Here is a 24542-nt window from a genome sequence, read left to right as displayed (position 1 = left end):
GATCAAACGCTGCCTCAAGCGCTACATCGCCCGAGAGCTCTACCGACGCCTCGAAAACCCACCCCAGCCACTTGACGCGGCATAGGAGCGTCCGCTCGCGTCAACCTGGGACGGAGCCGAGGCGCGGCGCGCCCGCGGGGTCGTTGGTCAGCATGGTCGGTTCTGACCGCTCGTGGTCTTCCCGTGCCGCTGTGTCTGCGGCATGCTGGATCGATGGGAGAGGTGCTTCCGATGCCCAGCTTCGGTGACCTGTTCAACGACCTGCGCGGCGAGGACCGGACGCTGCGGATCAGCTACCACCCGGACCGCGGCGCCGTGGTGTTGTCCCTGTGGAGCGGCTCGCTCTGCCGCGGCTCGTTCCGGATGCCGGCCGACGACCTCGGGCGACTCCTGACCCTGCTCACCGACATGCGGCGCGTCGCCGCCCCCGACGCCACGGCCGGGGGTGACGCGACCGGTTCGGCACCGACCGCCGACGATGCCACGGCCACCGCGCCGGCGCCCTCGGTGGAGCGCACCGGCGACGTCTCGGCGCACCGGGTGGCCCTGCCGATCCAGCCCGCGCCCCGGGTGGCCTGACTCCACACGTGCCCTGACCTCGAACGTGCGGAACCGTTACAAAACAGGGCAGCCATCCTCGCTTCCGCAGGCTACCGTCATGCTCAGGAATTCGGAAGGGAGGGACGATGCTTCCCGTCTCACCACACACCACCCGCCTTCGCCACCCCGCCTCGCGCGCCGCGCTCGGGATGGCCCTCCTCGTGACCGCCGCCGGCCTGGCCGTCACCGCCAGTCCGGCGTCGGCCGCCGCACCCACCCCCAGCACCGTCACCACCGTCACGCTCGCCGCGAGCAGCAAGCCGGTCCTGCGGCAGGGCTCCAAGGGCGCGGCGGTCAGCACCCTGCAACGCCGGCTCACCGCGCTGCACTACGACGTCGGCGGGATCGACGGCGACTTCGGGCCGTCGACGCACCACGCCGTCGTCGCCTTCCAGAAGGTGAACGGGCTGGCCCGGGACGGAATCGTCGGGCCGCGCACCTGGGCGGCGCTCGACCGCCCGGTCGTCCCCAAGCCGAAGTACACGCACTCCGGCTATTCGCTGGAGGCCAACCTGACCCGGCAGGTGCTGTACCTGGCGCGCGGGGGGTCAGTGGTACGGATCCTGGACGCCTCCAGCGGAAAGTCCAGCACCCCCACCCCCACCGGCAACTACAAGATCGAGCGGCGCATCGACGGCTGGCGGCAGAGCGATCTCGGCCTGCTGTGGCGGCCGAACTACTTCTACCGCGGCTACGCGGTGCACGGCGCCACCTCCGTGCCCACCTATCCGGCCAGCCACGGCTGCGTCCGGGTGCCCATCCCCGCCATGAACCGGCTCTGGTCGGTCATCGGGGTCGGCGTCCCCGTGCACATCTACCGCTGACGCGCGACCCGGCCGGCGGCCCGCCGGATCATCTGATGGGCCGCCGGTTCGGGACGGCGCGGACGACCCGGCGTCGATAGCATCGCCGGAATGTCGATCCGGCCGACCATTTTCCGGCTGCTCATGCTGGTGTCGGCGGCGTTGTTCCTGGCGGTGGCGCTGGCCATCCGGGCCCTCGCCGACGGCCGCCTCGAGCAGTACTCGGGCACCGCCCTCTACGCGTCGCTGGTGTACGCCGGGGTGCTCTTCCTGTGGCCGAGCCTGCGCCCGGTGCCGGCTGGGGCCATCGCGGCGGGCTTCTGCTGGGCGATGGAGTGTTTCCAGCTCACCGGCGTGCCGGCCGCGCTGTCGGCGCGTAGCCTGCTGGCCCGGCTGGTGCTGGGCGTCCAGTTCGATCCGGTGGACCTGCTCTGGTATCCGGTCGGCGTGGTGCCGCTGGTCGTGCTGCACCGGCTGCTGCCGTTTGAGCCGGCGGCGGCGGGGAAGACGCGGGCATCCGTCCGAGAGAAGGGCCCTGATGATGGACGACAACCAGTTCATCGGCCTGGTGGCGAAGCGCACCGGGACGTCGTCGCAGCAGGCGACCGCCCTCGTCCGGGCCACGCTGACGACCCTGGCGGAGCGGATCGATGGCGGCGAGGCGCGTGATCTGGCCGGCCAGCTTCCCGAGGGTCTGCGGCCGTACGCCTTCGCCCCGACCGAGACCGCCGAGCGGTTCGGGCTCGACGTCTTCCTGCAGCGGGTCAGCGGGCGCGCCGAGGTCGACCCGGAGCGGGCGAAGGACGGGGCGACGGCGGTGTTCGACGCCCTCCGCCAGGCCCTCCCACCCGAGGGGTATGACGAGGTGGTGTCCCAACTCCCGGCGGAGTTCGGCGAGATCGCCGACCTGACCGCGCCCTTCGTGCAGCGCACCCGCTGAGCGGGCCGCTCGGTCGGGAGGGCCGCGATGACCGCCAACTGGGACGAGCAGGCTGACCCGCTGCGCCGGCCGCCGGAGGTCGACGCGCAGGAGCAGCAGCAGGACGAGACCGTGGTCGGTCCGCCGGACGCGGTCTCCGACGCCGTGCCGGAGGCGTCCGAGGCGGACCTGGCGGAGCAGGGCGTCCTGCGTCCGCCGAGTGAGCAGACCGACCTGGCCGGCGCCGTCCGCGGCGATGTCAGCCCGGCGGACGCCGTGGAGCAGAACCAGGAGATTCCGGTACCTGACGAGGACCGCCGGGACTGAGGGCTCCGGCGCGGGGGGCGGTCCGCCCGGGCCGCCACCGGCACTCCGTCAGCACCTGCGGGAGCTGGCCGGCCGGGCCGGACGGGCAGCCGGCCGGGCTCAGCGGTCCGGGCTGTCGGCGGCGGCCATGATGCGCAACGCGTTCGCGTCCAGGCCGATCCGGATCGGAGTCTCGCCGTACAGCTCGCCGTCGACCTCGACCGGCGCGGGCCGGTCGGTCTCCAGCCACAGCTGGCGCACGGCGAGGAACGGCGCGTCGCCGAGCGTGCGGCGGTGCCCGGTGGCGGCGTTGCGGGCGGTGTCGCGCAGCAGCCCGCGGCGCGTCGACCCGCCGACGGGGTACGCCACCAGCAGCCGGTCGTCGGCGTTGGCGTCGGCGGTGATCGGCCGGCCGGCCTGGTGACCGCCGTTGGCCACGTACAACTGGTGGGTGACGAACTCGTGCGTGCGCGCCTCGGCGCGCACGATCACCCGCAGCGGCCGGTGCCGGGTGAGCAGCGCCAGGGCGGTGAACGGGTATGCGAGTCGGCCGGTGGCCCGTTTGAGCCGCGGCGGCGTCCGGAGCATCACGTCGGCGGACAGGCCGATGCCGATGTGGTTGGTGAACCGCATGTTCCCGACCAGGCCGAGGTCGACGTCGATCACCTTGCCGGCGGTGAGGATCCCGACCGCGGCGTCGAGGTCGAGCGGGATACCGACGGTGCGAGCGAAGTTGTTGGTGGTGCCGAGCGGCAGCAGGCCGAGCGCGATGTCGCGGTGGGCGAGCAGCCGGGCGGCGGTGCCGATGGTGCCGTCACCGCCGCCGGCGACCAGCAGGTCCGGCCCCAGGTCGGCGGCCGCGGCGAGGCGCTGTTCGAGCTCGCCGGGCCGCTCGACCGGGTATGTGCCGAGCAGGGTGAACCCGGCCGCCACCAGCCGCGACCGGGCCCCCTCGTAGAGCTGGCGGCCCCGGCGGGAGTGGGCGTTGACGACGAGCACCGCTCGCCGCTCCCGCCGGATCGCCGCCCCCAGCTCCTGCTTGGTCCGCATGAGGCCCGACCCTATCCGGCGGGCGCCGGTCGGGGCGGGCAACGACGGGCCGGTGCCCGCCGGTCAGTGCGCGGCCACGGCGACCGCGGCCGGCTCGACCTCGGCCAGCCGCGCTGGCCGGACCACGACGAGCAGGACGGTCATCGCCGCGACCATGCCGCCGGCGACCACCGCGGCCATCGCCACGCTGCCGGTGCCGAGTCCGCCGACGAGTGGCGCGGCCAATGCGCCGACGCCGAACTGCACCGCGCCGAGCAGCGCGGCGGCGGTGCCGGCGGCCTCGCCGTGGCGGGACAGCGCCAGGGCGGGCGCGTTCGGCATGGCGAGCCCGGCCGCGGCGAGCACCACCCACAGCGAGGCGAGGATGGCGGCGAGTCCGCCGAAGCCGGTGGCGGCGACGGCGAGCAGCACGAGTCCGGCCGCCGTGCCCACGCCGAGCGCGGTGACGAGGATCCGCTGCGGCGAGTACCGGCGCAGCAGCCGCACGTTGAGCTGGGTGGCCGTGATCAGGCCGACCGCGCCGGCGCCGAAGGCGATCCCGAACTGCTGCTCGTCCAGCCCGTACTGCTGCTGGAAGACGAACGACGACCCGGCCACGTACGCGAAGAGTGCCGCCATGGCGAGCCCGGCGACCAGCACGAGGCCGACGAACGTCCGGTCGCGCAGCAGCGCGAGGTAGTCCCGCCCGGTGGCGGCCAGCCCGCCGCGGCGGCGCCGCTCGGGCGGCAGGGTTTCGGCGAGCCCGAACGCCGCGACCGTGACGAGCAGGACGCCGAAGACGGCGAGGGCCACGAACACGCCCCGCCAGTCCGACCAGCGCAGCAGCCCGCTGCCGAGCGTGGGGGCCAGGATCGGGGCCACGCCCATGACCAGCATCAGGCGGGAGAAGAGCTGGGCGAAGGCGGCGCCGCTGAACAGGTCGCGGACCACCGCCATCGCCACCACGGAGCTGGCCGCGACGCCGAGTCCCTGCAGTACGCGCAGGGTGCCGACGATCCCGATGTTCGGCGCGATCGCGCACAGCATGGACGCCACGATGTGCAGCGCGATGCCGGCGAGCAGCGGCTTGCGTCGGCCGACCGCGTCGGACAGCGGGCCGATGAGCAGTTGGCCGAGGGCGAGGCCGGCGAGGGTGCCGGTCAGGGTCAGCTGGACGGCCGCCGACGTGGTGTGCAGGTCGGTGGTGATGGCCGGCAGCGCGGGCAGGTACATGTCGATGGTCAGCGGCCCGATGGCGATCAGCGAGCCGAGGACGAGGACGAGCCGCAGCCGTTGCCGGGTGCTCATCAGGTCACCGGAAAGCTGGGTTGGCGTGGGTGTCTCGATGGTGTCGACGGTCGCGGTCACGGGGCCACGTCCGTCCGGACGCGGGCGGAGAAATGTGCGGCGGTCACACCTGCCACCAAATCACCGGACCGCTGATCTCATTCCCACTCGCGACGAAGGTGCCTCAGGTCACACGCGCCGCGAACGGCCGCGCCGATCGTTGAACCGGTACCCGACGCGAGCCAGCAGTGGAGGACAGGACAGGTGCCGGACTACCCGAAGGCGATCACCCCGGTGGACCACATCGAGCCCGTGCCGCGCCGGGTCCGCGCGTTCCTCGCCGCCGAGCCGGTGCTGGACACCACGCGGGCCCGGTACGTCTGGGAGTGGCCGTTCTACCCGCAGTACTACATCCCGAGCGCGGACGTGAACCGTGACCTGCTGGTCGACGAGCAGCGCACGGACCCGTCGCGGCGGGGCACCGGACGGCTGCACGGGTTGCGGGTCGGCGAGACCACCCGTGGGTCGTGCGTCCGGTGGTACGGGGACGACGCGCTGCCCGGGCTGGCGGACACGATCCGGTTCGACTGGGCGGCGCTTGACGGCTGGTTCGAGGAGGACGAGGAGGTGTTCGTCCATCCGCGTAACCCGTACGCCCGGGTGGACGCGGTGCGATCATCGCGCAGTGTGCGGGTGGAGCTGGACGGGACGGTGCTGGCCGAGTCGACGTCGCCGGTGCTGGTCTTCGAGACCGGCCTGCCGACCCGCTACTACCTGAACCGCACCGACGTGAACTTCCACCACCTCGTGCCGTCGGAGACCACGACCTCCTGCCCGTACAAGGGGCGGACCAGCGACTACTGGTCGGTCCGCGGCGACGGCACGGTGCACCCGGACCTGGCCTGGTCGTACCGCTTTCCCACCGGTGCGCTGCTGCCGATCGCCGGCCTGGTCGCGTTCTACAACGAGAAGGTCGACCTGATCGTCGGCGGGGAGCGGCTGGCCCGGCCCAGGACGCACTTCTCCTGACCGTGCCCGCGCAGAATCCGGTGTCGCCTGATCCGGCGCGGGCGCATGCTTGGCGACGTGGTCGATGGCACTGCGACGTGGCGCAGCCCGTCCCTGGCCCGGGCCGTCGCTGAGCTCGAGGCGGAGCTCGAGTTGGCCTGGGCGGGCCTGCTCGCCGACCTGGACGTCGCCCCGGGTTCGCCGGAGGAGACGGCGCTGGGCTGGCTCGTGGCGGACGGTCCCGACGAGCACGACTGGCGGGTGGTGGACGCGGCCCTCGACCGTCTGACGTGTCCGCTGTGCGGATCCAGGCTCACCCACGGTCCGGTCACCTGTCACCGGTGCGCCTACTACCACGGCATGCGCTTCGCGGCGCGGGAGACGGACCGGCCGAACGTGCCGCCCGGCAACGAGCATGCCGTCCGCGTCTCCTTCGCCGTCGCCCGTAACCGTGCGCGCTACTCGCCCCGGGCCCGGGTCGGCTACGAGCTGAGCCTGCCCGGCCTCGTGGCCGGTGACCTACCCACCACGGCGCAGGCGCAGGCAGCCAAGGCGTTGATCAACAAGTTAACGCCCGGGGAGTGCGATGAGGTCGTCACACTCGCCGAGGTGGAGGCGCTGGCGAGTCCCCGGTGAGGCGTCGGTGGAGCGGCATTCCCACGGCTGGCAACTTTCTTCATCTTGCCGGCATGCGGTGGAAACCGTTGACAGCGCTCCGCGGCCCCCGTGATACTCGGTCGCCGGGCGTACGGCCAGCGCCCGGGCCGGGCTCAACCTGCTCGGCGACGGGCTCCGCAACGCCCTCGACCCGAGAAGTGGATGCAACGCATGACGGATCGCCTGGGTGACCTGCTGACCGAGCAGGTCGACGATCGGTACGCCGGCCTCGACACCGCCTCGGTCGCACAGTTGGCGGTGGCCATGAACGACGCGGACGCGACCGTGCCCGGCGCCGTGCGGGCCGCGCTGCCGCAGATCGTGCCGGCCATCGAAGGGATCGCCGACCGGCTCGCGGCCGGCGGGCGGCTGCTCTACGTCGGGGCGGGCACCGCCGGCCGGCTGGGAGTGCTCGACGCGTCGGAGTGCCCACCGACGTTCAGCACCCCGCCGGAGCTGGTGCGCGCCGTCATCGCCGGCGGCACCCCGGCGCTGTTCGCGGCGCAGGAGGGCGTGGAGGACGACGAGGCGGCCGGCGCGCACGCGATCGCCGAGTGCGCCATCACGGCCACCGACGCGGTCGTCGGGATCTCGGCCAGCGGCCGCACCCCGTACGTCCTGGCGGCGATGCGGGCCGCCAGGGAGCGGGACGCGCTGACCGTCGGCCTGTCGTGCAACGCCGACACCCCGCTGAGCGCCGCCGCCGATCACGGGATCGAGGTGCTCGTCGGCCCCGAGGTGGTGGCCGGCTCGACCCGCCTGAAGGCCGGCACCGCGCAGAAACTGGTGCTCAACATGATCTCGACGGTCTCGATGATCAGGTTGGGCAAGACGTACGACAACCTCATGGTCGACCTGCGGGTGACCAACGCCAAGCTGCGCGACCGGGCGGTGCGCATCATCCGGCGGGTGACCGGGGCGCCCCACGCCGAGGCGGAGGCGGCGCTCGACCGCGCCGACCTGGACGTCAAGACCGCGATCCTGATGCTCGACGGCCCTGCCGACGGGGCGGACCCCCGCCAGCGGCTGGCCGCCAGCGGCGGCCGGCTGCGGAAGGCGCTGGAGGCGAGCCCGTGAAGGTGCTCGGCCTGATCTCCGGCACCTCCCACGACGGGATCGACGTCGCAGCCGTCGACTTCGCGCTGCGCGACGGGGTGCTGCACGGCACGGTCGGGTACGCCGGCAGTGCGCCCTACCCGGAGGAGCTGCGCGCCCGACTGATGCGGGCCCTGCCACCCTCGGCGCTGACCTTCGCCGAGGCCTGCGAGCTGGACACCCTGATCGGTCAGGCGTTCGCCGAGGTGGCGGCCGACGCGGCCGGGCGGGCCGGCGGGGTGGACCTGATCTGCTCGCACGGGCAGACCGTCTACCACTGGGTGCAGGGGCGCCAGGTGCGGGGCACCCTGCAGATCGGGCAGCCGGCCTGGATCGCCGAGCGCACCGGCGTCCCGGTGGTCGCCGACGTACGGGTGCGGGACGTGGTCGCCGGGGGCCAGGGCGCGCCGCTGGTGTCCATGATGGACGTTCTGCTGCTGTCCGGCCTGCCGGGCCGGCCGGCCGCGCTCAACCTGGGTGGCATCGCCAACCTGACCGTGCTGCGGCCGCCCGGTTTCGGCGGCCCGGTGGCCTACGACACCGGGCCGGCCAACGCGCTGATCGACGCCGCCGTGGTGCGGGCCAGCGACGGCCGGCTGCGGTACGACGCGGACGGCCGTCTCGCCGCCGCCGGCCGGGTGCACGCCGGCCTGCTGGCGGAGCTGCTCGCCGAGCCGTACTACCGGCTCGAGGCGCCGAAGACCACCGGCAAGGAGCTGTTCCACGCCGCGTACCTGGAGTCGGCGCTGCGGGCGCACCCGGACCTGCCGGACGCGGACGTCGCCGCCACGCTGACCGCGCTCACCGCGCAGACCGTCGCCGACCAGGTATGCCGGCACGACGTCGACACCCTCGTCGCCTCCGGCGGGGGCTGCGCCAATCCGACCCTGATGGGCATGCTGCGGGAGCGCCTGCCCCGGGTGCGGGTCACCGCCGCCGACGAGTTCGGCGCGCCGGCCGACACCAAGGAGGCGATCGCCTTCGCGCTGCTCGGCTGGCACACCGCGCAGGGTCTGCCCGCCACCGTGCCGTCGTGCACCGGCGCGACCGGGGCCCGGGTGCTCGGCGCCATCGTGCCCGGCGCCGGCCCGCTGCGGCTGCCCGCGCCGCTGGCCACGGCACCCACCGCGCTGCGGCTGACCGGACCCGGCGGAGCAGCCGCAACAGGCGGCCGCTGATCCATGGTGACAGCCCGCCGGACGGTGGCGGGGCCGTGGTGCGCCTGGGCCCGATGAAGCCGGTCGCGGACGGCGTCGAGTCGGCCCTCCGGTGGCGGGCCGCTGGGAGTACTCTCCCGGCGGAGAGGAACGCGATGATCAGTCGTCGAAAGTTGATCGCCACCGGTCTGGGTGTCACGGCCGGCCTGGTGACGGCAGGTTGCAATCAGAAGTCGTCGCCGTCCGGCGCGGCGTGGTCGCAGCCCGGCGCGGCCGCGGCAAACGCGCCGGCGGACAAGGTTCGGGTGACCGTCACGCCGGCCGCCGATGCCACCAACGTGTCACCGCTCGAGCAGGTCGTCGTGGCGGCCGAGGGCGGCACCCTCAAGGCCATCTCGGTGGCCACGGGTGGCAAGACCGTCGCCGGCAAGCTGGGCGACGACCAGACCTGGCGGTCGACCGGCAAGCTGGCCTATGGCAAGACCTACACGGTCACCGTGTCGGTGGCCGACTCCGCCGGCGCGCTGACCGAGCATCGGAGCAGCTTCAGCACCCTCAAGCCGTCCGGGGTCGCTTCCGCCACGTTCCAGGCCAACGCGCTGGCCGCCCTCGAGGCCGGCGGCACGTACGGGGTCGGCCAGCCGGTCATGGTGCACTTCAGCAGGCCGGTGAAGAACCGCGCCGAGGCCGAGAAGGCAATGCTCGTGCAGACCACGCCGGCCGTCGAGGGACGGTGGCGTTGGATCGACAGCCGCAACGCGCACTGGCGGCCGGCGAAGTATTGGACCTCGGGCACGAAGATTTCGGTGAAGGTCAACCTCTTCGGCCAGGACCTCGGCCAGGGCGTCTACGGCGGCTCCAACGTCAGCACGAACTTCACCATCGGCCCGTCTCGCATCGCGATCGCCGACGCCCGCACCCACCGGATGAAGGTCTACCTCGACGGCAAGATGGTGCGGGACGTCCCGATCAGCATGGGCAAGGGCGGCACCACCACGGGCGCGAACGGGGAGACCATCAGCTACTGGACGCGGTCCGGCCCGCACGTGGTGATGACCCGCGAGCCCTCGCACCGGATGACCTCGGCCAGCTACGGGGTCACCGACCCCAAGAACCCCAACTACTACGACGAGGTCATCCAGCTCTGCCTGCGGATCTCGTACTCCGGCGAGTTCGTCCACATGGCGGACTGGAACATCGGCGCCCAGGGCACCCAGAACACCTCGCACGGCTGCATCAACGTCGGGCCGGCCCACGCCCGCTGGTTCTACGAGACGTTCCGGCTCGGTGACGTGGTCGACGTGCGCAACACCCCGCGAGCGATGGCGCTCACCGACGGGGTGGGCGACTGGACCATCCCGTGGGACAAGTGGTGACCAGCGGGGCAAGCGGTCCGGGCGCGGTGGAGCAACCGGGTGCGCGCGAGATCCAGGTGCCGATACTCACGCGCGTCGACTGAACGGGCCGCGCCGACACCGAGCCGGGCGGGCGCCAGGGGTCCGGGCGGCCGGCCGGATACCGTACCCGCGGCGCGGGGTCGCCCGCGCCGTGCCGTCGAGCGGTGAGGAGGGCCGGATGCGGCTGCACGTCGGGTGCGCGATGTGGACGCACAAGTCCTGGCAGGGACGCTTTCTGGCGCACCCGCTGCCGGCGAACGAGCGGCTGCGCGCGTACGCCGGCTGGTGCACCGCGGTCGAGGGGAACACCACCTTCTACGCGACGCCGACGCGGGAGACGGTGGCGTCGTGGGCGCGGCAGACCGACCCTGATTTCCGGTTCGTGCTCAAGCTGCCGAAGGCCGTCACGCACGAACGCCGGCTCACGGGCGCCGAGGACGAGTTGCGGGTCTTCCTGAACGCGATCGAACCCCTCGGCCCGCGGGCCCACGCCCTGTGGATCCAGTTGCCGGGCTCGTTCGGCCCCGCCGACGTACCCGCGCTCGCCCGCTTCTTGCGCGGGCTGCCCACCGCCCACCGGTATGCCGTGGAGGTCCGCCACCCCGCGTTCTTCGACGACCCCCGGGCGGTGCGCACCCTCGAGGAGACGCTCGACCGCGCCGGCGCGGAGTGGATTCCCTTCGACACCACCGCCTTCTTCCGTACCCCACCGACCAGTGACGCGGAACGGGAGGCGTGGACCCGCAAGCCGCGTACCCCGCCGCGCACCACCGCGTTGACCGATCGGCCGATCATCCGATACCTGGGCCGGGACGACCCCGCGCGGACGGTCGAGGGCTGGCAACCGTGGCTCGACGTGGTGACCGGCTGGCTGCGCGAGGGCCGCTCGCCGACCGTGTTCGTGCACACGCCGGACAACGCCGACGCGCCCGACCTCGCCCGCCAGTTCCACGACGAGGTCCGGGCCCGGCTGCCCGAGGTCGAGCCGCTGCCCGAGCCTGCGCCGGTCGGGCCGTCGACGCTGTTCTGACCAGCCGAAAATCGGGTGACCGCGACCGTGGGCCCGGTTAGCTTCCCCGGCATGCAACCACTCGATGAGAAGGACATCCGGAGGTCCTTCGTCAATTGCAGCAAGGGCGAGGCGAGCCGGATCCGGATGCCCGCGGGCTTCGCGGAGGGCACCATTCCCTGGGCCGATCTGGACTTCCTCGGCTGGACGGACCCGGGCGCCCCGCTGCGGGCGCTGCTGGTCCTGCCAGGTGAGGACGGGCCGACGGGCGTGGTGCTACGGCGGCCCGAGGCGTACAAGCCGAGCACGCTGCGGTCGAGCATGTGCCGGATCTGCCTGACCGATCACACGGCGTCGGGGGTGGCGTTGTTCGTCGCGCCCCTGGCCGGAGCGGCCGGGCGGAACGGCAACACCGTCGGTGAGTACCTCTGCGCCGACCTGGCCTGCTCGCTCTACCTGCGGGGCAAGCGGCAGCCGAAGATGCGGCTGGTCCGCCGGGAGGAGACGCTGACCCTGCAGGAGCGGATCGATCGGGCGATGGTCAACCTGGCCGCCTTCACCAACCGGGTCGTCGCGGGCTGACCCCACGCCCCATCGACGGCGGAACGTGCGTTTGACCGGCAGTTTGGGAGAGACGGCGAGCTCATCAAGCAGGCAATGAGTGGCGGCACAAGACGTGGCCCCGCCGGCCGCACGAGCTGCGGCCGGCGGGGCCTGGCCTGGGCTTCTGGTCAGGCGGCCGGCTGTGCGGCCGGCAGGAACCGGGAGAGGAAGGCCCGGGTACGCGGGTTGGCCGGGCGATCGAGGACCTCGGCGGGTGTGCCGCTTTCGACGATCGTGCCGCCGTCCATGAAGACGACCCGGTCAGCGACCTCGCGGGCGAACGAGATCTCGTGGGTCACCACGGTCATCGTCAGCCCGTCGGCGGCGAGGTCGCGCATGGTGGCGAGCACCTCACCGACCAGTTCCGGGTCCAGCGCGCTGGTCGGCTCGTCGAAGAGCATCAGCTTGGGGCGCATGGCAAGCGCCCGGGCGATGGCCACGCGCTGTTGCTGGCCGCCGGAGAGCTGCCGGGGGAACGAGTCCGCCTTGTCCGCCAGGCCGACCTTGTCGAGCAGGAGACGCGCCCGTTCGACGACCTCCGCCCGGGGCTCGCGAAGGACTCCGATGGGTGCCTCGACGATGTTGCCCAGCACCGTGAGGTGCGGGAAGAGATTGAAGTGCTGGAACACCATGCCGATCTGGCGCCGGGTCCGGGCGATGCGACGCTCCGGCAGACGGTGGATGCGGCCGCCACGCTGCTCGTAGCCGACGAGCTCGCCGTCTACGGTGACGGAGCCGCCATCGATGCGCTCGAGGTGGTTGACGCAGCGGAGGAAGGTGGACTTTCCGGAGCCGGACGGACCCAGGATCACCACCACCTCGCCGGGGTGCACGTCGAGGTCGACTCCCTTGAGCACCTCGAGCGGCCCGAAGTGCTTGCGGACTCCACGGGCTGACATCAGCGGCTGGCCGGCAGCGGTCATGACGGCACCTCGACTCTCGGCACGACCGGCTTGCGACGGATCTTGAGCACGTCGCGGTACCGGGTGGGTGCGTTGCGGTTGCTTCCCCGGGCGTAGTGCCGCTCGATGAACGACTGCCCGACGTAGAGGATCGACGTGATCACCAGGTACCAGACGCAGGCGACGAGCAGGAGCGGGATCGTCTGGAAGGTGCGGTTGTAGATGGACTGGACGGTGTAGAGCAGGTCGCTCAGCGCGATCACGCTCACCAGTGAGGTCGCCTTGAGCATGTTGATCACCTGGCTGCCCGTGGGTGGCACGATGAAGCGCATCGCCTGTGGCAGGACGACGCGGAAGAGCGTCCGCGTGCGGCTCATGCCCAGCGCCTGGGCCGCCTCGGTCTGCCCCTGGTCGACCGACATCAGGCCGCCCCGGACGATCTCGGCCATGTACGCGCCCTCGTTCAGCCCGAGGCCGAGGATTGCGGCGAGCAGCGGGGTGATGAGCGCGTTGGTCTCCCAGTGCGCGAACTCGGGGCCGAACGGGATGCCGATCGACACCCTCGGCATCAGCGCCGACAGGTTGAACCAGAAGATGAGCTGCACCAGCGCGGGCACGCCGCGGAAGAACCAGATGTAGAGCGCGGCGAGGGACCGCAGCAGCCAGTTCGTGGAGAGCCGGCAGACCGCCAGGAGCACGCCGAGCACGATGCCGACGGCCATCGCGATGACGGTGAGCTTCAGGGTGGTCCAGAGGCCGCGGCCGATGGACTCGGTGTTGAAGTACCGGAGGACCACGTCCCATTCGAAGTTGGGGTTCGTCACGAGCATGTGGATCAGCTGCGCGGCGAGGACGGCGACCACGGCGGTCGCCACCCACTGCAGCGGGTTCCGCTGGGGTACGGCGTGTGCGACGTCGACCGGCTCGGTGCCGCCGGCGGCGCGGTCGACGGCGGCCCGGGTGGCCGGAGCTTTCTGGGCCACGGTGCTCACCCCTTGCCGCCGGCCAGGTTGATGCCGGGCTTGTCGAGCTTGTTGCCGTCGAGACCCCACTTCGCCATGATCTTGGCGTAGGTGCCGTTGTCGTAGAGCTCCTGCAGCGCGGCCAGCAGCACGTCGCGCAGCGCCGAGTCCTTCGGCACGACGGCGCCCTGGAAGAGGTCGTCGAAGCCGTTCTTCTGTCCGGTGGCAGCCAGCTCCAGCTCACCGTTCGACTGCTTGACGAAGTAGGTCAGCGGTGCCTGGGAGGAGAAGAAGGCGTCGGCGCGGCCGGACTTGACCGCCAGGATCGACGACGGCTGGTCCTTGTACGACTGCACCTCGAGCGCCGGCTTGCCCTCGGCGGTGCACTTCTGCGCCTGCTCCTTGATCACCTTTTCCGCCGAGCCGGCGGCCATGACGGCGATGCGCAGGCCGCAGGTGCTGTCGAGGTCCTTGATCTGCTTCGGGTTGCTCTTCGGCACCGCGAAGACGACGAACTCCTGCACCCAGTCGACGAAGTCGTTGTCGGTCTCGCGCTCGGGGAAGTCGCCGATCGGTCCGAGGGCGAAGTCGTACCGGCCGGCCTTGATGCCGGTCAGCACGCCGGAGAGACCCTCGACGGTCACGTGTTCGACCTTGATGCCGAGCACCTGGCCGAGCGCGTCGGAGAGGTCGGCCGCGGCGCCGCTGAGGTCCCGGTTGCTGCCGACGATCTCGTAGGGCGGGAAGGAGCCGCTGTTGACCGAGACCAACTTGCCAGCCTGCTTGATCTTGTCGGGCAGCTTGTCGTGCAGCGCGTTGTTCTGCTGTTGCGTGGTGGTCTCGCCCCCGCCGCTCTGCTGAGCCTCGGTGGGGTCCTTGGCGCAGCCGGCGAGCGACAGCGAGAGCAGCACGGACATGGCGGTCACTGCGATGGGGGTACGGCGCATGACTATTCCTTCAAATCCAGGGTTGCTGTTGATCAGCCGGTCGTGGTGGCGAGCGGCCGGTTTGGAGTGGGGTCGACGGAGAACCGTCGGTTGGCGAGCACGGGGAGGCGCCGCCGGGCCTGGTCCAGCCGCTCGGCCGACACCTCGGCCCAGAGCAGGTCCGGGTCCTCGGCAAGGCACCCGACCACGACACCAAGCGGGTCGACGACCATCGAGTGGCCGATGTTGCGGGGGCCGCATTCGCCGCAGGCCGCGACGTAGACGGTGTTCTCCAGGGCACGCGCGGAGACCATCAGCTCCCAGTGCCGCTCCTTGAGCGGTCCGCGCACCCAGGCCGCGGGCAGCACGAGAACGTCGGCGCCGCCGTCGGTCACGAGCAGCCGCGCCATCTCGGGGAAGCGTACGTCGTAGCAGGTCATCAGGCCGACGGTGTGCCCGGCGCAGGGGAAGGTCACCAGCGGGCCGTCGGCGGGGATGACGTTGTCGGACTCCTTGGCGCCGAACGCATCGTACAGGTGCAGTTTGCGGTAATTGACGACTACCTGACCGTCACGCAGCACGACGAGGGTGTTGTACGCCCTGCCGTCCGGTCCCGGCTCGTGCACTCCGGCCACCACGGTGACCCCGGTGCCGGCGGTGGCCGCGGCGAGACCGGTGACGAACGGCCCGTCCAGCGGCTGGGCGGCGCTGCGCAGCCGGGTGAAGTCGTCGGTGAACCGCGCCAGCACCCCCTCGGGCAGGACCAGGAGGTCGGCGCCGCCGGCCGCGGCCCGCTCCACCAGGGCCGTGCACTGCTTGAGGTTGACCTGCCAGTCCTCGCTGGCGGCGAGCTGTCCCAACGCGAGGCGCATCTACTCCACTCCCGTCTCGATGGCGATCTTGGTGTACTCGGGGAACAGCACGTCCGGGTCGATCGGCGACTCGGCGATGCCCTGGGCGTGCAGTTCCGCGCAGAAGGCGTTGATCATCGAGCGGTTGGCCGCCAGGCCGTAGGGCATCCAGTCCGGGCCGTAGCGCCGCTCGGTGTCGTCGATCTCGGCGAGCGCCCAGGGCGTCGTGTCGGCGTGCTTGCGGTAGCTGGCCCACCACGCCTGCTGCGACGCCCGCAGCGCCGTCATCAGGTCGGCGAGCAGCTCCGGCCGCGCCTCGACGTGCTGGCGCTTCACGGCGATGAGGTGGATGCCGGGGATGAACCCGACCTCCTCGCCGTAGCGCACCTCGGCCTCGCGGTAGTCGGGGTACAGCGGGCGCAGCGGCGCGTCGTCGCGGTGGAATCCGGGCGGCATGAACGGCGTCATGATCGCGTCGAGCGCGCCGTTGAGGAGCCCTCCGACAAGGGACTCCCCCGGTTCGGCGAGCCGCACCCATGGCGGCGGCGTCATCCCGCCCATGCGGTCGCCGCCCGCCGCGTCGGGGGTGAGCGGTCCGACCATCCACGCGACGCCGGTGAGGTCGACGCCGGCCCGGCGCAGCACGGCCCGGGTCCAGGTGTTGCCGGAGTCCGGCCAGCCGGTCAGGCCGATCCGGGCACCGGCGAGGTCGGCGGCATCGGTGGCGGGGCTGTCCTTGCGAACCAGGATGCAACGGTGCCGGAACCCGCGCATGACGAAGGCGGGGATTCCCACGAGCCGGTCGTCGCCGGCCGCGCGGGCCAGGGTGTATCGGCTGAAGGAGGTCTCACCGGCGTCAAGGCCGCTCTCGTCGAGCAGGTGCGGGGTCGCCGCGAGGCGTGCGACGCGCACGTCGAGCGGGGGCGCCCCGACCTCGCCCAGAGCGAGTGGCACCAGGTGCGACCAGGGCCGAACACCGAGGTGAAGCGGGGTGTGTAGTGAGGTAGCCATCGCCGGCAACGATAAAGTTCAGACCACCTCCAGACAATAGAAGTTTTGTTACTGTTCATTCTTCTCAGCAGGTGGTGAACTATCTGCCATGACTTCCCCGCAACCGGGCACCCCCACCGGCGACGTCGACGCCCAGTGGATGGCCGAGCTGATCGAAGACGGCAGTGCCCGTGGCATCGCGGCGACGGTCGCCGCGCTCATCCGCGCCGGCACGATCCCTTCCGGCACTCGGCTGCCCACCGTGCGCACCCTCGCGCTCGAGTTGGGCGTCAGCCCCGCCACTGTGTCCGAGGCCTGGTCCCTCCTGCGCCGGCGCCGCTCGGTCGCCGGCCGCGGTCGCGCCGGGACCGTCGTCATCGGTCCGCCCGACGTGCCGCACCCCCGCCGCTTCGAGGAGGTCGGCCGGCACGGCAGCCGCCTGCGGCACGATCTCCGCCTCGCCGTACCGGACACCAAGCTGCTACCGCCGCTTGACTCCGCACTCGCGGCGGCGCTGCGCGTAGCGGGCCTGAACGAATACCACCGGGTACCGATCACCGAGCCGCTCGCCGACGCGGTCCGGCCCACGTGGCCGTTTCCGCCCGCAGACCTGCTGGCCGTCAACGGCGGCTTCGACGGCCTGCTGCTGCTCTGCCAGACCCTGATCGTCACCGGCGACAAGGTGGCGGTCGAGGATCCCACCGCGCCACGACTGCTCGACATCCTCGACGCGGTCGGCGCCGAGGTGATCCCGGTCCCCCGCGACGAGCGCGGACCCAGGCCGGACGCCCTGGCCGACGCGGTACGCCGAAAGCCGGTGCTCTTCATCTACCAGCCGCACGCCCACTCCCCCACCGGGTACAGCGTCGACGCGGCGCGCAGCGCGGAACTTGCTGCCGCACTGCGCGCCTCGGAGACCCTGGTGATCGAGGACGACGGTCTGGCCGACCTCGCCCCCGGGCCGGTGCAGACCCTCGGCACGGCCCTCCCCGATCGGGTGGTGTTCCTCCGCTCGTACTCGAAGTCACACGGCCCCGACCTACGCCTCGCCGTCCTCGGCGGCGCGGCCCCGCTGATCGACCGCGCTCGCGTCTACCGCACCTTCGGCAGCGGCTGGACGAGCCGGATCCTGCAGAACTGCCTCGCCCACCTGCTCACCGATCCAGCCACCCGCGCGCTTGTCGCACAGACCGGCGACACATACCGGACCCGACGACGGGCGCTCGCCGAGGCGCTGGCCGCCCGTGGCGTACACGCGGGCGGCACCGAAGGACTGAGCCTGTGGGTGCCCGTCGAGGATGAACGGTCCGCTCTGGTCACCCTCGCCGCCCACGGCGTGGCCGTCGTCCCGGGCGGCCGCTACTTCTCCGGCCCGCACGAGCCGTTCCTCCGCGTCGCGACCAGCCGGCTCCACGAGCACGTCGAGGAGGTGGCCGACCTGCTCGCCTTCGCCGCCTTCGAGGAGCATGATTCACCACAGGCGACCATCCGACGCTGATCACGTTCTCCGTCAACAACAGCCACGCGCGGCAGCCGACGACGTCGGCGGCACGGTGGACGGAGGTGTTGGGGTGACGCAGACCGACGCCCGGCGCGACGCTCACCGCACCGGCCGGTTCGTGGTCGCGTGGCGCGCCGCGGCGCCGTACCGGCCGTTGATGGTGTTGATGCTGGTCAGCTCGACAGCGGCGTTCGCGGCACTCGGCGTGCTGTCGTTGTTCGCCCGGGACGAGCTGGGCGCCTCGGACACCATGGTGACGGTCAACTTCGTCGTCGTCGCGCTGGCCAGCCTGGCGGTGCTGCTCGCCACGGGCCACGTCTCCGACCTTGGCGGCGTTCGACGAGTGCTCATCCCGGCGAGCTTCGCCTGGCTGAGCATCGGCTACGCGGTCCTGGCGAGCGTGCGGACGTACCCGGCGATGCTCGCCGTCGGGATGGTCTTCTTCTGCGCGGTCGGCGTCCCCAACGCGCAGCTGATGGCCTACGCGCGTGACCTCGTCGAACGCCGGGACACCGGCACCTCCACCGCTGTGATCGCCATGATGCGCGTCGTGTTGTCCATCGGTTCGTTCACCGGATTCGCCATCGGCGGTCTCGGCCTGGCCTACCTCGGGGCACGTCCGCTCTTCCGGGTCGTGGCAGTCGTCTGCCTCGGCTGTCTGGCGCTGTCGTGGTACCTGCTGCGGGGGCACGCCACCGGTGCCTTCGCGGCACCGCAGCCGCCACGGAGCACCGATGACCGGCGCGACGCCCAGACGAGGACGGCCGGTGCTCAGTGGCTGCTGCTGCTCCTCGTGGTCGTCATGGTGCTGTTCACCAGCGGACGCGTCATGCTGCTGTCCCAGTTGCCGATCCTGGTCACCGTATCCCTGCACGCCCCGCTGCAGATGACCGGAATCGTGCTCGCGCTGCCACCGCTGTGCGAGCTGGTCCTCATGCCGGCGGCCGCGTTCGCGGCGCTGCGTTGGGGACGTGGCAGGGTGTTCCTGGTGGGCGGCGCTGCGAGCGTGGTCTACTACGGCGGCCTCGTCGTGGTCACCACGGCTGGGCAGCTGATGATGCTGCAGGTCTGCTACGCGGTGTTCGGCGCCGCCACGATCGTTGCCGGCATCGACCTGGCCCAACGGTTGATGACCGGTCGTGCCGGCAGGGCCACGTCGATATATCTCAGTCACGAGAACGTGGCGACCGTCAACGGAAGTCTTGTGGCGACGGTGTCGGTTGCCACGCTGGGGCACCAGATCGGCTTCGTCGTCCCGGGAGCGCTCTGTCTCATCGCGCTCGCCGTCGCCACGTGGGCGTTCGTCCGGTACCCGGGCACCTTCGACCTGCGCCGCGGCCCACCGCGCGGACCGCGACCCCGGATACCCGCCGACACGGCCTGAATACCGACGGACATCGTCCTGTGCGGGCGGCCTGGCGAGGCGGTGTCACGGTTCGATGAGGCCGGCCCGGATGGCGTAGCGGGTGAGTTCGAGCCGGTCGCGGAGCCCGAGCTTCTGCAGGATGTTGGACCGGTGCCGTTCGACGGTCTTGACGCTGAGGAACAGCAGGTCGGCGATCTGTTTGCTGCTGTGCCCCTCGGCGACGAGCTTGAGGACCTCCTCCTCCCGGTCGGTGATCCGCCGCGCGGTGACGGTGTCGGGGTTGCTGCCCCGTCCGAGGTAGTCGCGGACCAGCGTGGTGACGGCCCCCGGGTAGAGGAACGGCTCGTCGCGCATGGCCGCCCGGCAGGCGTCGATGAGGTCGCGGTCAGCCGCCGACTTGAGCACGTAGCCGGCGGCGCCGACGCGGAGGGCCTCGAAGAAGTACTGCTCGTTGTCGTACATCGTCAGCATCAGGATGCGCAGGTCGGGCAGCGAGCGGGACATCTGCCGGGCGGCCTGCAGGCCGGTCAGGCGGGGCATGGCGATGTCCAGGATGGCCAGGTCCGGGGCCGCGGTGCGGGCCAGCTCGACGGCTTCGGCACCATCGGCGGCTTCGGCGACGACGGTGAGGTCGGGTTCGTTGTCGAGGATGAGTCGCACGCCGCGGCGTACCAGACCGTGGTCGTCGGCGAGCAGGATGCGGGTGGGTCCGGGCATGGTCAGCTGGTCTCGTTTCGCGTCGGTACCCGGAGGCACACGTCGGTGCCGCCGGCCGGGTCCGGGCCGATCGTGAGGTCGGCGCCGATGAGCAGCGCCCGTTCCCGCATGCCGCGGATGCCGGCGCCCTCGTGGGCGGTCGCGATCCCGTGGCCGTCGTCGCGGATCCGCAGCTCGACGCCGCCGGCGGTGCGCTGCAGGATCAGGTGCGCCGTGCGGGCCCCCGAGTGCCGGACGACGTTGGTGAGCCCCTCCTGGGCGGTCCGGTAGAGGACCAGTTCGACCTGGTCGTCGAGCTCCGGCAGGTCCCCGGCGAGGTGCCGGTGCACGGTCAGCCCGGCGGTGGTGTATTCCGTGGTGAGGGCCTTGAGCGCGCTGGCCAGGCCGAGTTCGTCGAGGACGCCGGGGCGCAGCCGGCGGGCGATGCGACGGATCTCGTCGAGGCTGTTGCGGGTGGTCTCCTGCACCTGGTGCAGCTCGTCGCCGACAGGTGGTGGTGCGTGGTCGGCGACGCGCTTGAGGTCCAGCAGCACGGCGGTCAGCGTCTGGCCGATCTCGTCGTGCAGTTCCCGGGCGACGCGCCGCCGTTCGGCCTCCTGAGCGGAGAGCGCACGCGCCGCGCTGGTGGCGCGTTCGGCCTCCAGCCGGTCGAGCATGGCGTTGAAGGTGCGGATCAGGTCGGCGATTCCGGCCTGGCCGGTGACCGGCAGCCGGTGCCCGGGACGCAGCAGGTCGATCGTCCGCATGGTGCGGGTGACCCGCTCCAGCGGTGCCAGTCCGACGCGCAGCAGCAGCGCATTGGCCACCAGCATGGCGGCGAGGCCGCCGGCCAGGACCGCCACCTCGGTGAGCACGACGGGGGTCGACACGGTGATCGGGCCGAGCAGCAGCAGGACCGTGGCGACCACGAGTACCGCCGCGTTGAGCAGGAAGATCCGCCAGAACAGCGACAGTGACATGTCGGCCGCCTCCTCTCCGGTGCGCTCCGCGTCCTTTCTAACAGCGTCCCCGGAAACGGGCGGTTGGTCGGCCCGGAACCGCGGCGCCCGTCCAGGCTCGCCCAACACCGGGTGGGGCGGCATCGGGGCGGGCACCCATGTTTCCGCCCAAGCCAGTGGACGACGCCGGGCACCGTGGGAGGTCGTCGGCCGGAATGGGGGTCGGCACCGATGCGGGGTGCCGGCCCGCCGCGCCATGCTGGGGGTGGTCGCCGGGTGAGGATCGCCGCGGGCCGCAACGGCGGCCGCAGGCTCTTGGCACGGACGCGCGGCGCGAACACGGCCGCGCCGAGTTGATGGGAACGAAACGATGACCATGGAACGAATCGCACTGCCCGGGGTCGGTATCGGGTGGGCCACCACCACCCGCGCCGGGCAGCGGCTCGGTGTCGTCTGCCACCTCACCGGCCAGCGTGACCTCGTCGTCTACGACCCCGACGACGCCGAGCGGGCGCTCAGCACGGTCGTCCTCGACCCGGACGAGGCGCGCTGGGTTGCCGACGTGCTGGACACGACGGTCACCGTCGACCACCTGACGGAGCTGGAATGGCAGGTCGACGGGGTGGCGGCGGTTCGACTGCGCCTGCCGGCCGGGTCCCCCTACGTCGGCCGGCCGCTGGGCGACACGCGGGCACGTACCCGTACCGGGGCGTCGATCGTCGCCGTCGTTCGCGGCGATCAGGTCATCGCCGCGCCGGCGCCGGACTTCGTCCTGCGCCCCGACGACACGCTCGTCGCCGTCGCCGACCAACGCCGGGTGGCCGCCCTCGCCGACCTGCTCGCGGGCGGTCCCGGGGCCGACCGCTGAGGGTGGTCGAGGCGACACCGGGTTGACCGGCAGGGTCGTGGCGTCGCTCTCCGCGTGCTGCGGCCGAGGTCACCCCGCCCATACCAGCGGGTACGCTCCGGACTGCGGCAGACTGCGCGGCCGGCGCTTCAGCGCCGATGCCGCCACCGATGGGCTCCGGCCGGCTGAGCCAAGCCCGGGCCGGGGCGGTCGCGCGTGCCGTCTGCTCGGACCATCCGCCGGCCAGGGAGAGTAACTGGGTGAGCCCCCAGACGACGTTGTTGTTCGTGCTCGCCGCCGTCGCGGTCATCGTCGGCGTGCGGTGGGTGGCGTCGCGCACGGGCCTGCCGGCGGCGGCGCTCCTGCCGCTCATCGGCATCGCGTACGCGCTGCTCCCGGGGCCCAACATCAGCCTTGATCCCAACCTTGTGCTCACGGTCGTGCTGCCGCCGCTGCTCTACAGCGCGGCGCTGGACTCCTCGCTGCTGGGCATCCGCCGCAACCTTCGCATCGTGGTCAGTTTGTCCGTGGTGCTGGTGCTGCTCACCGCCCTACTGGCGGGAGTCGGTTTCCACCTCTTCGTCGCCGGGGCGACGCTGGCCGCCGGGATCGCGGTCGGCGCCGCGATCGCGCCGCCCGACCCGGTGGCCGCGCTGGCGGTCGGCCGCCGGGTCAACCTGCCGCCGAAGCTGGTCACCATCATCCAGGGCGAAGGGCTGCTGAACGACGCCACCGCGCTCACGATCCTCAAGGTCGCCGTCGCCGCCGCCGTGGGCGGTGGCTTCTCGTTTCCGTCCGCTGTCGGCCAGTTCATGTTGGCGGCGGTGGGCGGGGTCGCGGTGGGCGCTGTCGTCGCGTGGGGCGTACGGCTGGCCCGACCACTCACCGCGGATCCGTTGCTGTCCAACGCCATCTCGCTGGCGACGCCGTTCGTGGCCTACCTGGTGGGCGAAGAGCTTCATGTCTCCGGCGTGCTCGCCGTGGTGATCGCCGGGCTGATCGTCGGCCACCACACGCCCCGGCTCCTCTCCGGCGCCACCCGGCTGCAGACCAGCGCGGTGTGGCGGCTGGTCGACTTCCTCCTCGAGGGCTTCGTCTTCCTCCTGATCGGCCAGCAGCTGCCCACGGTGGTCCGGGGCCTGCACGAGTACGACACCTCCACGGTCGTCATCGCGGTCGCCGTGTCGGTCGGCGTGGTGCTGCTCCTGCGCCCCGCGTGGCTGGTGCTGATCCAGGTGCTCCCCCGTTCGCTGCACACCCGCCTCGGCGGCACCTCCGACGAGGACGACACCGACGAGCCCGGCAGCAGCCGCGAGGCCGCGCGGGCGGAGCGCAACGCGCGTCGACTGACCGGCCGCGAGGTCGCGGCGCTAAGCTGGTCGGGAACCCGCGGCGTGATCAGTCTCGCCGCGATCTTCACCCTGCCGCTGACCACCGACAGCGGCGTGCCCTTCCCCGACCGTAACCTCCTGCTGTTCTGCACGTTCGTGGTCGTTCTCGTGACCCTGGTCGGGCAGGGCCTGACGTTCGCGCCGCTCGTCCGGGCGCTGGGCCTGCGGGCCAACGAGAACGACCAGGCCCGGGTACGCAACGAGGCCCGCTCGGCGGCCGTCGAGGCGGCCCTGGCCCGCCTCGACGAGGTCGCCGCCGACGAGCCGGACCTGGCAGCGGCCGTCAACGTCACCCGCGGGCAGCTGCAGACCCGCCTGGCCCGCTATCGGGGTCGCCTCGACCTGCTGCAGAGCGCCGAATCAGCCGAGGTGCCCACCTCACCCGAGTACGAGGCGGCGCTGCGCATCCGGCGGGCCGCGATCGAGGCCCAACGGGAGGAGCTGCTGCGCTGGCGCGACGCCGGCCGGCTGCCCGACGAGGGACTCCGCGTCCTGGAACGCGAACTCGATCACGAGGAGCTGCTACTCCCGAAGCGCAACCGCCGCTGACCGGCGATCCAGCGAGGAGACGCTGACGAGGTTGCCGCTGCTGTCCGGGATGGCCGGGGTAGTCGCAGGCGATGACCAGGGCCCTCCCCCGGCCTGCGGTCACCTCCACGCCGCACACCCCGCCGGAGCCGAGTGACCGCAGGCCGAGCACCTCGGCGAGCACGTGCAGGGTCGCCCGTCGTGATCGGTTTCGGGCAGCACGCCGGGCAGCAGGAGGCGTCCCGCCGGCGTGGACGTAGCGGGCCAGTCGCTGCTGCACGGCCAGGTGGCGTAGCCGGTCGGCCCAGTTGCCCGGATCCAGGCGGAAGTAGTGCACCTCTCCGGCGAGCAGCAGGTGGGGTCGGTCGTTGAGCAGGATGCGGCGGTGCAACGCGACTGTGGCCATCGCGGACAACCCCTCGTCGCCGGAAATCTCGGGCCGGGCGGTTGTGAACTGCGGCACAGCCGCCAATGGTGCTGCTTTAGCCGGTTTCGGTGACCGAGAACGTAACGGGTCGGTGGTGGCATGAACAACAGTCGGCTGACGCTCCGGGAGATCGCTCGCCTGGCCGGGGTGTCGACCAGCGTCCACATCTCTGCACCCACCTGCGCGCCGACTCGGACGCCGAGGTCATGGAGATGGCGCACCGGGTCGACGGGCTGGCCGTGCACCGACACCACATCCACCACCGGACGCCGCCGCCCGCCCGGATCGCGCCGCAGCGGCGCGGGCCGGGCGGGCGGCGTCGCCCA

General features: G+C 72.1%; 25 protein-coding genes. 16 read left to right on the top strand and 9 right to left on the bottom strand.

Annotated features, from left to right (window positions below):
- Positions 1-213: 213 nt before the first annotated feature.
- The 5 genes from ACFYM6_RS30990 (at position 214) to ACFYM6_RS30970 (ending at position 2649) form a co-directional block, all read left to right on the top strand.
- On the top strand, positions 214-579 hold the full coding sequence (locus tag ACFYM6_RS30990; protein ID WP_387281013.1) for a hypothetical protein: 366 nt from the start codon (positions 214-216) through the stop codon (positions 577-579).
- Between the two features lie 107 nt (positions 580-686).
- Positions 687-1424, top strand: coding sequence for a peptidoglycan-binding protein (locus ACFYM6_RS30985; protein ID WP_387281012.1), 738 nt, complete (start codon positions 687-689; stop codon positions 1422-1424).
- Positions 1425-1514: 90 nt separating this feature from the next.
- On the top strand, positions 1515-2072 hold the full coding sequence (locus tag ACFYM6_RS30980; protein ID WP_387281011.1) for a DUF2809 domain-containing protein: 558 nt from the start codon (positions 1515-1517) through the stop codon (positions 2070-2072).
- Complete coding sequence (locus ACFYM6_RS30975) at positions 1972-2343, top strand: DUF2267 domain-containing protein (RefSeq protein WP_387281010.1); 372 nt, start codon at positions 1972-1974, stop codon at positions 2341-2343. The genes ACFYM6_RS30980 and ACFYM6_RS30975 overlap by 101 nt, the downstream gene beginning before the upstream one ends.
- A 27-nt stretch (positions 2344-2370) precedes the next feature.
- On the top strand, positions 2371-2649 hold the full coding sequence (locus ACFYM6_RS30970; RefSeq protein WP_387281009.1) for a hypothetical protein: 279 nt from the start codon (positions 2371-2373) through the stop codon (positions 2647-2649).
- 99 nt (positions 2650-2748) lie between these two features.
- On the opposite strand, the gene ACFYM6_RS30965 is transcribed toward ACFYM6_RS30970, so the two are convergent.
- Positions 2749-3678, bottom strand: a complete 930-nt coding sequence (locus ACFYM6_RS30965; RefSeq protein ID WP_387281008.1) for a diacylglycerol/lipid kinase family protein — start codon at positions 3676-3678, stop codon at positions 2749-2751.
- A gap of 63 nt (positions 3679-3741) precedes the next feature.
- Positions 3742-4965 (bottom strand): multidrug effflux MFS transporter, encoded by a 1224-nt coding sequence (locus tag ACFYM6_RS30960; protein WP_387281017.1) that lies wholly within the window; start codon positions 4963-4965, stop codon positions 3742-3744.
- 243 nt (positions 4966-5208) lie between these two features.
- Between ACFYM6_RS30960 and ACFYM6_RS30955 the strand changes: the two genes are divergently transcribed.
- From ACFYM6_RS30955 to ACFYM6_RS30925, 7 genes are all read left to right on the top strand, one after another.
- Positions 5209-5973, top strand: a complete 765-nt coding sequence (locus ACFYM6_RS30955; protein ID WP_387281007.1) for a DUF427 domain-containing protein — start codon at positions 5209-5211, stop codon at positions 5971-5973.
- Positions 5974-6030: 57 nt separating this feature from the next.
- Positions 6031-6588, top strand: coding sequence for a hypothetical protein (locus ACFYM6_RS30950; RefSeq protein WP_387281006.1), 558 nt, complete (start codon positions 6031-6033; stop codon positions 6586-6588).
- 192 nt (positions 6589-6780) lie between these two features.
- Positions 6781-7686 carry an N-acetylmuramic acid 6-phosphate etherase gene (murQ, locus tag ACFYM6_RS30945; RefSeq protein ID WP_387281005.1) on the top strand — a complete coding sequence of 302 codons (906 nt, stop codon included), beginning with the start codon at positions 6781-6783 and terminating at the stop codon, positions 7684-7686.
- Positions 7683-8882: an anhydro-N-acetylmuramic acid kinase gene (locus ACFYM6_RS30940; RefSeq protein ID WP_387281004.1), complete on the top strand. Its 1200-nt coding sequence runs from the start codon at positions 7683-7685 to the stop codon at positions 8880-8882. Before murQ ends, ACFYM6_RS30940 begins: the two co-directional genes overlap by 4 nt.
- A gap of 134 nt (positions 8883-9016) precedes the next feature.
- Positions 9017-10237 (top strand): Ig-like domain-containing protein, encoded by a 1221-nt coding sequence (locus tag ACFYM6_RS30935; protein WP_387281003.1) that lies wholly within the window; start codon positions 9017-9019, stop codon positions 10235-10237.
- A 223-nt stretch (positions 10238-10460) separates the two neighbouring features.
- Positions 10461-11288 (top strand): DUF72 domain-containing protein, encoded by an 828-nt coding sequence (locus ACFYM6_RS30930; protein WP_387281016.1) that lies wholly within the window; start codon positions 10461-10463, stop codon positions 11286-11288.
- 51 nt (positions 11289-11339) lie between these two features.
- Positions 11340-11849, top strand: a complete 510-nt coding sequence (locus ACFYM6_RS30925; RefSeq protein WP_387281002.1) for an FBP domain-containing protein — start codon at positions 11340-11342, stop codon at positions 11847-11849.
- A 149-nt stretch (positions 11850-11998) separates the two neighbouring features.
- Here ACFYM6_RS30925 and ACFYM6_RS30920 read toward each other — a convergent pair whose 3' ends face one another.
- From ACFYM6_RS30920 to ACFYM6_RS30900, 5 genes are read right to left on the bottom strand one after another with little or no spacing between them, the layout of a single operon-like run.
- Positions 11999-12793, bottom strand: coding sequence for an amino acid ABC transporter ATP-binding protein (locus ACFYM6_RS30920; protein WP_387281001.1), 795 nt, complete (start codon positions 12791-12793; stop codon positions 11999-12001).
- Positions 12790-13755, bottom strand: coding sequence for an amino acid ABC transporter permease (locus ACFYM6_RS30915; protein ID WP_387281000.1), 966 nt, complete (start codon positions 13753-13755; stop codon positions 12790-12792). The genes ACFYM6_RS30920 and ACFYM6_RS30915 overlap by 4 nt, the downstream gene beginning before the upstream one ends.
- A 5-nt stretch (positions 13756-13760) precedes the next feature.
- Entirely contained in the window at positions 13761-14681 is a 921-nt protein-coding gene (locus ACFYM6_RS30910; protein ID WP_387280999.1) for an ABC transporter substrate-binding protein, read from the bottom strand.
- Positions 14682-14713: 32 nt separating this feature from the next.
- Positions 14714-15532 carry a nitrilase-related carbon-nitrogen hydrolase gene (locus ACFYM6_RS30905; RefSeq protein ID WP_387280998.1) on the bottom strand — a complete coding sequence of 273 codons (819 nt, stop codon included), beginning with the start codon at positions 15530-15532 and terminating at the stop codon, positions 14714-14716.
- On the bottom strand, positions 15533-16522 hold the full coding sequence (locus ACFYM6_RS30900) for a hypothetical protein (protein ID WP_387280997.1): 990 nt from the start codon (positions 16520-16522) through the stop codon (positions 15533-15535). It abuts the gene before it with no gap.
- 88 nt (positions 16523-16610) lie between these two features.
- On the opposite strand from ACFYM6_RS30900, the gene ACFYM6_RS30895 reads away from it, so the two are divergent.
- Both ACFYM6_RS30895 and ACFYM6_RS30890 read left to right on the top strand, forming a co-directional pair.
- Positions 16611-17999, top strand: coding sequence for a PLP-dependent aminotransferase family protein (locus ACFYM6_RS30895; protein ID WP_387280996.1), 1389 nt, complete (start codon positions 16611-16613; stop codon positions 17997-17999).
- A gap of 73 nt (positions 18000-18072) precedes the next feature.
- Positions 18073-19386, top strand: coding sequence for an MFS transporter (locus tag ACFYM6_RS30890; RefSeq protein ID WP_387280995.1), 1314 nt, complete (start codon positions 18073-18075; stop codon positions 19384-19386).
- A gap of 45 nt (positions 19387-19431) precedes the next feature.
- On the opposite strand, the gene ACFYM6_RS30885 is transcribed toward ACFYM6_RS30890, so the two are convergent.
- Positions 19432-20085, bottom strand: coding sequence for a response regulator (locus ACFYM6_RS30885; RefSeq protein WP_387280994.1), 654 nt, complete (start codon positions 20083-20085; stop codon positions 19432-19434).
- A 2-nt stretch (positions 20086-20087) separates the two neighbouring features.
- A complete protein-coding gene (locus ACFYM6_RS30880; RefSeq protein ID WP_387280993.1) occupies positions 20088-21044 on the bottom strand; it encodes a HAMP domain-containing sensor histidine kinase in 957 nt (318 codons plus the stop codon).
- 349 nt (positions 21045-21393) lie between these two features.
- Between ACFYM6_RS30880 and ACFYM6_RS30875 the strand changes: the two genes are divergently transcribed.
- Together ACFYM6_RS30875 and ACFYM6_RS30870 are read left to right on the top strand one after the other, a co-directional pair.
- Complete coding sequence (locus tag ACFYM6_RS30875; RefSeq protein ID WP_387280992.1) at positions 21394-21891, top strand: cation:proton antiporter regulatory subunit; 498 nt, start codon at positions 21394-21396, stop codon at positions 21889-21891.
- A gap of 239 nt (positions 21892-22130) precedes the next feature.
- Entirely contained in the window at positions 22131-23810 is a 1680-nt protein-coding gene (locus tag ACFYM6_RS30870) for a Na+/H+ antiporter (protein ID WP_387280991.1), read from the top strand.
- Positions 23811-24542 lie beyond the last annotated feature (732 nt).

The organism is Micromonospora sp. NPDC006431 (assembly GCF_042870725.1).
GTDB lineage: Bacteria > Actinomycetota > Actinomycetes > Mycobacteriales > Micromonosporaceae > Micromonospora.
The sequence above is the reverse complement of the archived record's forward strand: the minus strand, read 5'-3'. Positions and strand labels throughout refer to the sequence as shown.

Excerpts from the sequence above, each read along its gene's own strand:
- ACFYM6_RS30930 (WP_387281016.1), top strand. The coding sequence starts at position 10,461 with ATGTGGACGCACAAGTCCTGGCAGGGACGCTTTCTGGCGCACCCGCTG.
- ACFYM6_RS30920 (WP_387281001.1), bottom strand. The coding sequence starts at position 12,793 with ATGACCGCTGCCGGCCAGCCGCTGATGTCAGCCCGTGGAGTCCGCAAG.
- ACFYM6_RS30990 (WP_387281013.1), top strand. The coding sequence starts at position 214 with ATGGGAGAGGTGCTTCCGATGCCCAGCTTCGGTGACCTGTTCAACGAC.
- ACFYM6_RS30965 (WP_387281008.1), bottom strand. The coding sequence starts at position 3,678 with ATGCGGACCAAGCAGGAGCTGGGGGCGGCGATCCGGCGGGAGCGGCGA.
- ACFYM6_RS30980 (WP_387281011.1), top strand. The coding sequence starts at position 1,515 with ATGTCGATCCGGCCGACCATTTTCCGGCTGCTCATGCTGGTGTCGGCG.
- ACFYM6_RS30970 (WP_387281009.1), top strand. The coding sequence starts at position 2,371 with ATGACCGCCAACTGGGACGAGCAGGCTGACCCGCTGCGCCGGCCGCCG.
- ACFYM6_RS30925 (WP_387281002.1), top strand. The coding sequence starts at position 11,340 with ATGCAACCACTCGATGAGAAGGACATCCGGAGGTCCTTCGTCAATTGC.
- ACFYM6_RS30900 (WP_387280997.1), bottom strand. The coding sequence starts at position 16,522 with ATGGCTACCTCACTACACACCCCGCTTCACCTCGGTGTTCGGCCCTGG.
- ACFYM6_RS30935 (WP_387281003.1), top strand. The coding sequence starts at position 9,017 with ATGATCAGTCGTCGAAAGTTGATCGCCACCGGTCTGGGTGTCACGGCC.
- ACFYM6_RS30880 (WP_387280993.1), bottom strand. The coding sequence starts at position 21,044 with ATGTCACTGTCGCTGTTCTGGCGGATCTTCCTGCTCAACGCGGCGGTA.
- ACFYM6_RS30885 (WP_387280994.1), bottom strand. The coding sequence starts at position 20,085 with ATGCCCGGACCCACCCGCATCCTGCTCGCCGACGACCACGGTCTGGTA.
- ACFYM6_RS30875 (WP_387280992.1), top strand. The coding sequence starts at position 21,394 with ATGACCATGGAACGAATCGCACTGCCCGGGGTCGGTATCGGGTGGGCC.
- ACFYM6_RS30895 (WP_387280996.1), top strand. The coding sequence starts at position 16,611 with ATGACTTCCCCGCAACCGGGCACCCCCACCGGCGACGTCGACGCCCAG.
- ACFYM6_RS30905 (WP_387280998.1), bottom strand. The coding sequence starts at position 15,532 with ATGCGCCTCGCGTTGGGACAGCTCGCCGCCAGCGAGGACTGGCAGGTC.
- ACFYM6_RS30960 (WP_387281017.1), bottom strand. The coding sequence starts at position 4,965 with ATGAGCACCCGGCAACGGCTGCGGCTCGTCCTCGTCCTCGGCTCGCTG.
- ACFYM6_RS30910 (WP_387280999.1), bottom strand. The coding sequence starts at position 14,681 with ATGCGCCGTACCCCCATCGCAGTGACCGCCATGTCCGTGCTGCTCTCG.
- murQ (WP_387281005.1), top strand. The coding sequence starts at position 6,781 with ATGACGGATCGCCTGGGTGACCTGCTGACCGAGCAGGTCGACGATCGG.
- ACFYM6_RS30985 (WP_387281012.1), top strand. The coding sequence starts at position 687 with ATGCTTCCCGTCTCACCACACACCACCCGCCTTCGCCACCCCGCCTCG.